Below are 11,741 nucleotides of genomic sequence, written 5' to 3' on the forward strand. Positions count from 1 at the left end.
ATATATTTATTAATTTGGTTTCGTGTAGTAAACTTCAAGTCTCAATCTTTGCGCTTCCGGAACAGATGCTTTACTTCCATACAAAATTGTTCCTACCGGGCTCATAACTGATCCTCTTGGCGCTTCTGAAATAACGCTGTTTTTTAATTTCAATTTATTTGAAGTTGCAATATCAATACTTTCTGTTACAACCAAACCTAATTTTACATTTACAGCTGTAGCGTCTTTTATAAGATTTCTGATATGATTAGTAATCCTAACCTTGTACGATTTTCCACGTTTAGTGGTAGCATCTACTTCTAATAGTCCCCCAAAAATATATCTGGTTGCTTTCGGATCTGTACCCGCAAACCCGCTCGTACCATCTGAATAATCTATTAGCGGAACATTGTTAGTCAAATCATATAAGTAAACTCTTTTTGGCTCATAATCTGCATCTTTCATTTTATCAGAATCGATGTAAAATACCAAATTTGCTTCGTTCACCATCCATTTATTAGCTCTTATTTCAGCCAATTTAGTTGCAAAATTAGAAAGATCAATTACAGCAAGCGATCCCTGACCCCCTTTTAAATAAAGATTAGCATCACCATTGACATTATCAGGATTCTTTATTGCAGTATCATAAGTGCTGTTTTTAGTGTCATTTAACAAACTGGCAGTAGCAGAACCTAAAGTTAAATCAAGAGTTTTATTCTCTTTTACCGTTTCGGCATCTGTTGTGATAGCTGTTTTAGCCTTATAATAAATTGTTATTTTACCTTTAGAAAAGTCCAACAAGGCCATATTGGTAGGGCCAGTATCGGGTCTTTCTACTTTAAAATACAATCCTCTGAAATATTCCTGAAAAGCATCAGCACTAGCAAGCTTAGTAGCAGGAGCTTTTAAAATTTTATCATCAAAGAAACCCGTATTTAATTTCAGATGCATTTCAGGTGCAAGTCTGCTAAGTGTTTTTTTACCAGTTGTTGCATCTGTTGTTAATTGATTAATTTCTGCAGAACTAAAAAAGAACTGATCATTTTGCAATACACTTGGATCGTCATTTAATCGTGGTTCTTTTTTAAAATTATCAAAATCAGTATTTTGATCCGTATAATATAATTGAGCCATTTGAGATCCGCTATCAAAATAAGAAGTACGCATTTGAACGCCTGACTCATAAACACTCAATTTAAGCTTACCCGCTGTTGCTCCATAAATAGAATCCAACTCATAAGTTGTGCTACCATCTGCATTTGAGCTTTTTACATGCTTAAAATAAGGAACACTCAACACTACACTATCAGCAACAGGTTCGTCACCAATAGTTGGTGCATATGAAGCCATTATAAGCTGAGTCACATAATTTCCTTTAGTAGTTCCTAAAACAGGATTATCATAAATACCTAAACCATTAACTGCCAATGCGTTTGATTGAATAGGAGTTATTTCCTGGTTATAAGCCAAAACGTCATATTTTTCACCCTGAAGATCAAAATGATTATCTCCAATCAAATTATCACCAATCGCATTAAAATCTTTATCGCAAGAATATAAAAGAACAACCGTTGCAACTAATAGAATTTTCTTAATAAAAGAAGTATTATACATGTTTAATAATAAAGTTAAAATTTAAAGACCCATACTTTTATAGAAATTTGTATACGCTTCAGCGAATGCATCTTTCGTGGCGAAAGGTAAAAAAGGTTTTCCTGAAGATTCTATAAATTTTGTTAAACTTGGGGATACATTTTCGGATGCAATAATCACAGCATCAGAATGCAATATGCTGGCCTTTAAGATATTTTCGTAATTTGGTGTTTCTAAATCGGCAACCGATTCATGTGGTACACCATCAAATTTCACCTTGTTGATCATTTCTAAATCTAAATTTTCGTCAAAAGACTGCCCGTAAACAGACGTTACGATTTTAGTTTCAGAAAATAAAGCTTCATTTTTATAATAATGTTTCATGTAAATTGGCAACATAGCAGCCAACCAACCATGAACGTGAATAATATCCGGAACCCAATTTAATTTTTTTACCGTTTCGACAACTCCTTTTGCAAAAAATATTGCTCTTTCGTCATTGTCAGGATACAACACTCCCTCTTCGTCAGCAAAAGTTGCTTTACGCTTAAAATATTCATCATTATCGATAAAATAAACCTGAATTCTTTCTTTCGGAATAGAAGCTACTTTAATAATCAATGGCATATCTAAGTCATTCACTACCAAATTCATTCCTGAAAGTCTAATTACTTCGTGTAACTGGTGTCTTCTTTCGTTAATATTTCCATATCTGGGCATGAAAATTCTTATCTGACCTCCTTGATCATTAATCATTTTTGGAACGTCATAAGACATTAAAGAAACCTCATTTTCAGCCAAATAAGGCACGACTTCAGATGATACATATAATATCCTCTTATCTTTCATAATAGTATTTTACTTAATTTTTGGTAATAAAAACGTTGCAAAATTACAAAAATTTATGCAGTTTATAACTAATATATTATGTTTGCACTAAATTTTAATAATACCGCCATGCATATTTTCTACGGTAAAGTAGCTTTGATAGCTTATTTAAAAACTATCAAAACCACAAATTCAACTATCGGATTTGTACCAACAATGGGCGCTTTACATCAAGGGCATCTGGCTTTAATGCAACGATCTCTTAAAGAAAACGATGATACTGTTGTTAGTATTTTCGTAAACCCTACGCAATTTAACAACCCTGAAGATCTTGCAAAATACCCAAGAACACTTGAAGAGGATGTAAAAAAAATGAGAGGTTTAAGTGACAAAATCATTTTATACGCTCCTTCTGTAGAAGATATTTATGAAGGAAAGACAATATCTCAGGATTTTGATTTTGACGGATTGGAAAATCAAATGGAAGGAAAATTCAGACCCGGACATTTTAACGGAGTCGGAACCATTGTAAAACGATTATTTGAAATTGTTACTCCAACCAATGCTTATTTTGGGGAGAAAGATTTTCAGCAATTGCAGATCGTTAAAAAGATGGTTGAGAAAAATCATTTACCGGTAAATGTTGTGGGCTGTCCTATTTTTAGAGAAGAAAATCAGTTGGCAATGAGTTCCCGAAATGAGCGCTTAACTACTGAAGAACGAAAAGAAGCGGCTATTATTTATAAAATTTTAACGGAAGCCAAAGAAATATTCAAAACAAAAAGTCCGGAAGAAACGATAGAATTTGTTAAAAATTCTTTTGAAGGCAACCCAAGATTTGAGCTTGAATATTTTGTTATTGCTGACGAATCCACATTATTACCTATAGAAAACAAAATTAAAGACAAAAACTATCGTGCCTTTATAGCAGTATTTGTTAATTCTATAAGACTGATTGACACCATTTCATTAAATTAATTTACCTTTGCAGCATGCAAATTCAAGTTATAAAATCTAAAATTCATCGTGTAAAAGTAACTGGTGCTGATTTAAATTACATCGGCAGTATTACTATTGACGAAACATTACTGGAAGCCTCCAATATTATTGAAGGTGAAAAAGTATCTATTGTAAATATCAATAATGGCGAACGTTTTGAAACTTATGCTATTAAAGGAGAGAAAAATTCAGGAGATATTACACTGAATGGTCCTGCTGCAAGAAAAGTTCAAAAAGACGACATTATCATCATTATATCTTATGCTACCCTGGATTTTGAAGAAGCAAAAACCTTCAAACCATGGATCATTTTCCCTAATGAAAACGATAATTCGTTAACCTAAGTATTTCTTTTTACACTTTATCTTCCCAATAATTTGACAAAATTTATTTTTGTTCAAACACTATTTCTTTGGCCTAAATTCAAAACAGATTCAGACTCAAAAGTTCATCGCTTTTTAAAATCCTACTGTAAGAAAAAAGCAAATAAAGTATTATATTGCTACATTATTTCAATACTTTTTAATTTACTGAAATGCCACAAATCATGAAAAAAGCTTACCTACTGTTTATTTTAGTGTCAATTTCTTCTTTTGCCCAGAAAAAATTCGACAATATTAAATCTGAAAAATTGGGAGAAGAACGAAGAATAACCATCGGACTTCCTGCTTCTTACGAAGCTAATCCTGAAAAAAAATATCCTGTCCTCTATTTACTGGATGGCGATTATTTATTTGATCCTTTTTCCGGAGCTATAAGTTACGGCAATTACTGGGGAGATATACCAGAAATGATTATCATTGGTGTGCATCAAAATAAAAATGATGAGCGTGAAGATGATACAACAATTGATCAGAATACCGGTCTTCCTTTTGAAAAAGGAGCCGATTTTTATGAATTTATAGGAGCCGAATTACTGCCTTACATTGAAAAAAAATACCGAACAGCACCTTTTAGAATTATTGCCGGACATGATGTAACTGCAAGTTTCATTAATTTCTATTTATATAAGGAACAACCTCTTTTTAACGCCTACATTTCTTTCAGTCCTGAACTTGCAAATAAAATGGAAGTTAGGGTTCCTGAAAAATTTGCTAAAGTGACCGAGCCTTTGTTTTACTATTTGTCTGTAGCTGACGGAGACAATAAAAAAATTAAAGAACCTATTGAAAAATTAGACAGCAATATTAAAATTGCAAATAATCCGTTAGTAAATTATAAATATGATGTATTCAAAGGAACTACACATTACACTCAGGTATTACATGCCATACCAAGCGCTTTATATCAAATTTTTGAAGTTTACCGACCTATAAATTCTGCAGAATACAATGAAAAAATCGCTGTTCTTGAATCAGGTTATGCTGATTACCTGGAGAATAAATATAGTGTCATGTCTAAAGTTTTGGGAGTTCAAATTCCGGTAAGAATTAGTGATTTCAAAATTATAGAAACTCTTATATTAAAAAAGAACGCTTACGATGAATTAGGAAAAATGGCCGAAATTGGAAATGTAAATTATCCAAAAGCCATGTTGGGAGAATATGAATTAGGCTTGATGTATGAAAAAATGGGAGATCCGAAACATGCTTCAAAAAAATATCAAAATGCTTCGCAAATGGAACCGATCGGTGATTTGAACAAGGATTTGATGTACGAGAAAATTGATGAAATGAATACACTTGCCAAAAAAACCAAATAATGTCAAAAGTTAAAACTTCCTTTTTTTGCCAGAATTGCGGAACCCAATATGCCAAATGGCAGGGGCAATGCAATGCCTGCAAAGAATGGAATACTATTGCTGAGGAAATCATTCAGAAGCAGGAAAAAGTGGCCTGGAAAAGCGAACCTACCTCCAGCACCAAAGCACCACGCCCTTTAAAAATCAACGAAATCGATTCGGCTCAGGAAATCAGAATGGATACAACTGATGGTGAATTGAATCGTGTTTTAGGTGGCGGAATTGTCCCTGGCTCGTTAACACTTTTAGGTGGTGAACCAGGAATAGGAAAAAGTACACTTTTGCTCCAAATTTCATTAAAACTACCATATAAAACTTTATACGTTTCTGGTGAAGAAAGTCAGAAGCAAATAAAGATGCGTGCCGAGAGAATCACACCAAATAGCGATAATTGCTATATTTTGACAGAAACAAAAACGCAGAATATCTTCAAACAAATTGAAGCCATTCAACCTGAAATTGTCATTATTGATTCCATTCAGACTTTACATACCGATTATATTGAATCTACTGCCGGAAGTATTTCTCAAATCAGAGAAACTACGGCTGAACTTATAAAATTCGCAAAAGAAACCAATATTCCGGTTATTTTAATCGGACATATTACAAAAGACGGAAATATCGCCGGACCAAAAATCCTGGAGCACATGGTTGATACCGTTTTGCAATTTGAAGGCGACCGAAATCACGTGTACCGAATTTTACGTTCCTTAAAAAACCGTTTTGGCTCAACCGCCGAATTGGGAATTTACGAAATGTTAGGAAGCGGTTTGCGTGAAGTAAGTAATCCTTCAGAAATATTGATTTCGCACAAAGACGAAGAAATGTCCGGAACTGCGATTGCTACTACGATGGAAGGCATGCGTCCGTTGATGATTGAAATACAATCGCTCGTTAGTACAGCGGTTTACGGAACTCCTCAACGAAGCACAACTGGCTACAATGCCAAAAGATTAAACATGATCCTGGCTGTTTTAGAAAAAAGAGCCGGATTTCGTTTAGGCGCTAAAGACGTTTTCCTGAACGTGACAGGCGGAATTTCTGTTGATGATCCTGCAATTGACCTGGCTGTTGTTGCCGCTATTTTATCTTCCAACGAAGATATTCCGGTAACCAAAGGCTTTTGTTTTGCCGGTGAAGTTGGCCTTTCAGGCGAAATTAGACCTGTCAATCGCGTAGATCAACGCATTCAGGAAGCTGAAAAATTAGGATTCAATACTATCTTTGTATCTAAGTACAATAAAATCGCCTTAAAAAATACCGGAATCAAAATTGAGCTTGTAGCGAAAATTGAAGATGTAGCCAGTATTTTATTTGGTTGATTTTTTATAAAACTACTTTATGAATTTTCCAAAACAAAAAATATACAAAGCACTTTTAATACTTTCCCTGGTATTAGCAGTGCTTTTTTCGGGACTTTACTTTTTTCGCAACTCGCTTTTAAAACAAGCCATTGCTAAAGTACAGCATAAAATGACCGTTGATTATAACAGTACTTTTTCAGTAAAATCAGCATCATTTGATGGTTTGTCCACGATTAAATTATCAGATGTTACCCTGGTTCCAAAAAATGCCGATACCCTTTTTCATATCCACAAAATAGAAACCAGCATCAGCTTATCTAGTTTATTGATTGGCGATGTTCAGGTTGGAACTTTGAAAATCAATAATGGCTATGTTCAGTTTGTAAAAAAGGGAAAAGTACGCAACTTTGACGCTTTCCTTAAAAGAGACAAATCAGAGTCAGATACTAACGAAAAACGCAAATACGCCACTTTTGCGTATAGAATTATTTCAAAATTATTGAATTTGGTTCCAACCGACATGAATTTAGAAAATCTGACTTTCCGAATTGATGACAACGGAAAAAAAGCTTCTATAGCGATTAGCAAGCTTGTTTTAGACAATAAACAGCTTGAAACCAATCTTCATGTTCAAAGCAAAGATTTTGATCAGCGTTGGAACATAAAAGGTTTTGCTGATCCTAGAAACAAAAAAGCAGATATTCGATTTTTCAATCTGGATACCGGCGCCATTCGTGTTCCGTATTTGGATGAACGATATAATTTGAAAGCAAGCTTCGATTCTATTCGATTGAACGTTGAAAATATAGATAAAGACGGAAGTGAATTACATATTGACGGTTATACTTCGATTACCAATCTAAAAATCAATCATCCAAAAATTGCCAGCAAAGATGTTGTAATCAAAAACGCCCGTTTTGATTATCGCTTTTTATTGGGAGATGATTTTATTTCGATTGACAGCACTTCGACCATGCAATTGAATAAAATAAAAGTAAAACCATATGTTTCTTATAATACTGAAAAAGATACGGTTTATACTTTGAAAGTTAACATTCCGAAAATGAAAGCGCAAGATTTTATTGTTTCGTTGCCTGACGGATTATTTACTCATTTTCAGGGAATGGAAGCAACTGGAAATTTCGATTATAAACTGGATTTCAAATTCAATAAAAACAAACCGAATACGCTGGTTTTTGACAGCAAAATGAATAAGGAAGACTTAAGAATCACGAAATACGGAGAAGCAAATCTGAACAAACTAAATGGAGAATTTGTTTATCGTGCCATAATTCAGAATGTTTTGCAACGTCCAATTTTGGTTGGAAATGCCAATCCAAATTACACACCATTAGATCAGATTTCACCTTATTTAAGAAAATGTGTTCTGACTACTGAAGATCCGTCGTTCTTCCAACATCGTGGTTTCATCAATGAAGCTTTCAAACAATCGATTCTGAAGAATATCCGAACTAAAAAGTTCTCACGCGGAGCCAGTACTATCAGCATGCAATTGATTAAAAACGTTTTTCTGACTCGTGAAAAAACGGTTTCGAGAAAACTGGAAGAGATTTTATTGGTTTATATTTTAGAAAACAACCGAATTGTCAGCAAAGAAAGAATGCTGGAAGTGTATTTCAATATTATAGAATGGGGACCAAACGTATACGGAATTGGAGAAGCAAGTCATTTTTATTTCCAAAAAAGTCCTTCAGCCTTAAATGTAGATGAATGTCTTTATTTAGCCACTATCATTCCAAAGCCTCGTAAGTTCATGTATCAGTTTAATGAACAAGGAAACTTGAAAGATTACGCATTAAAAAATCAGAAATTCTTAAAAAACTTAATGTTTAGAAGAGGACTTTTGGTTCCGGAAGATACCATTGGACAATTGCCAGTTTACATTTCTGGAAACGCCCGTTCTTTAATTAGAATCAAAGCTCCGGATTCAACAGCAGTACCAGTAGATTCTTTGTCTATTGGAGATGAATTTGATCTTTAAACACGAATTTCACAGATTTACATGAATTATTTTTCGATTAAATTTAAATAACTACAATAAAAAATTCCACAAATTAGCACAGATCAATCTCTGGCAATTTGTGAAATTCGTGTTTAATTTCTTTATTTAGGGCGCCGGATCAGGAATAATAGCCTGAACTTTCTCAATCTCGTTTAAGATTTCTTTTGAAAGCACAATATCAATAGTATCGATATTTTCTTTTAATTGTTCCAATGTTGTAGCACCAATAATGGCACTGGTTAGAAACGGCTGTTGCAATACAAAACCCATTGCCAATTCTGTCAATGTCAAGCCGTGTTTTTTAGCAATTTCCTGATACAATTTTGTTGCTTGTGTGCATTGCTCGCTGTTATAACGAGTATACTGCGGAAAAAGTTTGATTCTCGCATTTGAATGTTCTTCTCCGGTTAAGAATTTACCTGTCAAAGTTCCAAACCCTAATGGGGAATATCCTAGTAAACCAACATTTTCATGCAGAGCCACTTCGGCAGAACCAACTTCAAAAAGGCGGTTTAATAAGTTGTACGGATTTTGAATCGTTTTGATTCTTGGCAGGTTTTGATATTTGCTTTCTTCCAGAAAACGCATCATTCCCCAGGCATTTTCATTAGAAACACCAATATGTTTTATTTTTCCTTCTTTGATTAAGCCATTGAAAGTTTCTAAAACTTCTCTGAAATTATCTTCCCAAGGATCATTCTGCACTTTAAAAGCACGTTGTCCAAAAGTATTCGTTTTACGTTCTGGCCAATGCATTTGATATAAGTCGATATAATCGGTTTGAAGGCGTTTTAAGCTATTTTCTACGGCATATTTAATACTCGCAGGAGAGAAATCCAATTTTTCGCGCATATAGCCAAAATTGGCATTTGGACCGGCAATTTTAGAAGCTAAAATCACTTTTTCGCGGTTTCCTGATTTCTTAAACCAGGTTCCAACGATTTTCTCCGTACTTCCATAAGTTGCCTCACTTGCCGGAACGGAATACATCTCCGCGGTATCAAAAAAGTTTACGCCTCTTTCAAGTGCATAATCCATTTGAGCATGGCCTTCTGCTTCTGTATTTTGCTGCCCGAAAGTCATAGTTCCGAGACAGATTTTACTAACTTTTATATCGGTGTTGGGTAAAGTTGTGTAGATCATTTTTTTGAGTTTCTAAGGTTCTAAGGGACTAAGATTCTAAGTTTTTTTCTTTTGGGTAATAAGTTTCAAAGATACAACGGGATTCTTCAAATGAAAATGCTACAGAAGTTAAAAAGGACATAAAAAGTAAATTCCAAATTTAAAAATTTCAAATTCCAAACTTCCTAAGAATATTTTCAACTAAAATTTGGAATTTCATCATTGGAATTTCAATAAAAAAGGGTTCAAAGTAAAACTCTGAACCCTTTTAAAATCTTAGAATCTTAGTCCCTTAGAACCTTAGCATCTTAATTTATACTATTAAGCATCTCAGCGATTTCATCTAATCTTGGTGTTAAGATGATTTCGATTCTACGGTTTTTAGCTTTTCCCTCTGGTGTTGCGTTGCTTGCTAACGGAGAAAATTCGCTGCGACCTGCCGCTGTTAATTTTTGTTTGTTGATTTTAGTGTTTTCACTTAAAATATTTACAATTGCAGTTGCTCTTTTTGTTGACAAATCCCAGTTGTTTGCAATTGGTCCTGAACCTGCATATGGGTCGTCATCTGTATGTCCTTCGATAAGTACTGAAAGATCCGGATTGTCTCCTAATACTTTTCCTAATTCTACAACTGCTTTTCTTCCTTCAACACCAACAGCCCAGCTTCCTGAATTAAAAAGCAATTTATTTTCCATAGAAACATATACTTTTCCGTTTTTCTGCTCTACGGTCAAACCTTTTCCTTCAAAACCATTTAAGGCTTTAGATAAAGTTTCTTTCAGTTTTTTCATTGCTGCTTCTTTGGCAGCGATCATGGCTTCTAATTCGTTTAATCGGCTTGCTGTTTTGTCTAAACGTGCTTGTTCTTCGGCTAATTTTTTAGATTTTGCTTCTAATTGCGCTAACAATTCACGATTTTTAGCCATGTTGCTTTCTAATGCATCGTTACTGTTTTTCTCTAATGCGTTGTAAGAATCCTGCAAAACCTTAAATTTATTTTGAGCTGCAGCTAAATCTGCTTTTTGCTTAGCAAGATCATTCTTTGTGCTTTCTAAATCTTTGGTTAGTTTATCACGATCTAATTCTAACTGATTTTTTGATTTTTGCAATTCTGCATTTTCATCAGCAATGGAACGATTTTCTTTTTTAAGATCTGAATATTTGGATTCAAGATCGTTGTAAATTTTCTTGGATACACATGAAGTCATAGACATCGCTACAACTAGTAATCCGACTGAGGCCTTTTTAATCATTTTACTTCTGTTTTTATTTGGAGGGTATTAATAATCAAACAATATCAAAATTCAATACCAATGTCAATTTTGAATTTTAAACTGCTATTCCTTCAACAAGAACAATACCAAACTTTAGTCAATTTCTACTAAAACCGGACAGTGATCTGAGTGAACGGCATCTGGGAGAATAACGGCACGCTTTAATCTGTGCTCCAAAGAATCGCTTACCAAATTGTAATCGATACGCCATCCTTTGTTATTTCCGCGGGCTCCGGCGCGGTAGCTCCACCACGAATAATGATGCGGATCTTTGTTGAAATGACGGAAACTATCAATAAATCCAGATTTCATGAAAGCATCCAGCCAGGCACGTTCCTGAGGTAAAAATCCTGAAACCGTTTTATTTCGAACCGGGTCATGAATGTCGATTGCTTCATGGCAAATGTTGTAATCTCCACAAATGATCAGATTCGGAATCGTTACTTTTAATTCGTTGATGTAGTTTTGAAAGTCATCCATAAACATAAATTTATGATCTAATCTTTCAATATTAGTTCCTGACGGAAGATATAAACTCATAACGGAACAATCGTCAAAATCAGCACGAAGGTTACGACCTTCAAAATCCATATGATGAATTCCGGTTCCGAAAACGACATTGTTGGGTTTTATTTTAGAAAGTATAGCTACACCACTATATCCTTTTTTTGTTGCCGGATAATAATATTGAAACGGATAGCCGGCAGCCGTGATATCGTCGACCGGAATTTGTTCCTGAGTCGCTTTTATTTCCTGAAGGCAAATTACATCAGGGTTTGCCTGTTGTAGCCATTCGATAAAACCTTTAGTAATTGCGGCACGAATTCCGTTAACATTATAAGAAATAATTTTCATCAGTGTATTTTTTTTAGGATTCC

10 protein-coding genes are annotated in these 11,741 nt (G+C 34.3%); 5 read left to right on the forward strand and 5 right to left on the reverse strand.

What is annotated here, in order from left to right:
• Nucleotides 1–9 precede the first annotated feature (9 nt).
• Nucleotides 10–1,593, reverse strand: coding sequence for a DUF4270 domain-containing protein (locus B0A65_RS02030; protein ID WP_074660270.1), 1,584 nt, complete (start codon nucleotides 1,591–1,593; stop codon nucleotides 10–12).
• A gap of 21 nt (nucleotides 1,594–1,614) precedes the next feature.
• Nucleotides 1,615–2,421 (reverse strand): glycogen/starch synthase, encoded by an 807-nt coding sequence (locus tag B0A65_RS02035; RefSeq protein WP_074660269.1) that lies wholly within the window; start codon nucleotides 2,419–2,421, stop codon nucleotides 1,615–1,617.
• A gap of 78 nt (nucleotides 2,422–2,499) precedes the next feature.
• Between B0A65_RS02035 and panC the strand changes: the two genes are divergently transcribed.
• From panC to B0A65_RS02060, 5 genes are all read left to right on the forward strand, one after another.
• Nucleotides 2,500–3,378 carry a pantoate--beta-alanine ligase gene (panC, locus tag B0A65_RS02040; RefSeq protein ID WP_074660268.1) on the forward strand — a complete coding sequence of 293 codons (879 nt, stop codon included), beginning with the start codon at nucleotides 2,500–2,502 and terminating at the stop codon, nucleotides 3,376–3,378.
• A gap of 14 nt (nucleotides 3,379–3,392) precedes the next feature.
• Nucleotides 3,393–3,743 carry an aspartate 1-decarboxylase gene (panD, locus tag B0A65_RS02045; protein ID WP_026984155.1) on the forward strand — a complete coding sequence of 117 codons (351 nt, stop codon included), beginning with the start codon at nucleotides 3,393–3,395 and terminating at the stop codon, nucleotides 3,741–3,743.
• Between the two features lie 203 nt (nucleotides 3,744–3,946).
• The gene (locus tag B0A65_RS02050; RefSeq protein WP_074660267.1) at nucleotides 3,947–5,101 is read left to right on the forward strand and encodes an alpha/beta hydrolase; all 1,155 of its coding nucleotides are present in this window, start codon (nucleotides 3,947–3,949) and stop codon (nucleotides 5,099–5,101) included.
• On the forward strand, nucleotides 5,101–6,462 hold the full coding sequence (gene radA, locus B0A65_RS02055; RefSeq protein WP_026984157.1) for a DNA repair protein RadA: 1,362 nt from the start codon (nucleotides 5,101–5,103) through the stop codon (nucleotides 6,460–6,462). Before B0A65_RS02050 ends, radA begins: the two co-directional genes overlap by 1 nt.
• Before the next feature lie 19 nt (nucleotides 6,463–6,481).
• Nucleotides 6,482–8,446 carry a transglycosylase domain-containing protein gene (locus B0A65_RS02060; RefSeq protein ID WP_074660266.1) on the forward strand — a complete coding sequence of 655 codons (1,965 nt, stop codon included), beginning with the start codon at nucleotides 6,482–6,484 and terminating at the stop codon, nucleotides 8,444–8,446.
• Nucleotides 8,447–8,572: 126 nt separating this feature from the next.
• Here the strand turns inward: B0A65_RS02060 and B0A65_RS02065 are convergent, their stop codons facing one another.
• From B0A65_RS02065 to B0A65_RS02075, 3 genes are all read right to left on the reverse strand, one after another.
• Nucleotides 8,573–9,610 (reverse strand): aldo/keto reductase, encoded by a 1,038-nt coding sequence (locus B0A65_RS02065; protein ID WP_074660265.1) that lies wholly within the window; start codon nucleotides 9,608–9,610, stop codon nucleotides 8,573–8,575.
• Between the two features lie 287 nt (nucleotides 9,611–9,897).
• Nucleotides 9,898–10,842: an OmpA/MotB family protein gene (locus tag B0A65_RS02070; protein WP_072969886.1), complete on the reverse strand. Its 945-nt coding sequence runs from the start codon at nucleotides 10,840–10,842 to the stop codon at nucleotides 9,898–9,900.
• 114 nt (nucleotides 10,843–10,956) lie between these two features.
• Nucleotides 10,957–11,718, reverse strand: coding sequence for an exodeoxyribonuclease III (locus B0A65_RS02075; RefSeq protein WP_074660264.1), 762 nt, complete (start codon nucleotides 11,716–11,718; stop codon nucleotides 10,957–10,959).
• Nucleotides 11,719–11,741: the final 23 nt, after the last annotated feature.

It is taken from the genome of Flavobacterium frigidimaris (assembly GCF_002217275.1).
Lineage (GTDB): Bacteria > Bacteroidota > Bacteroidia > Flavobacteriales > Flavobacteriaceae > Flavobacterium > Flavobacterium aquidurense.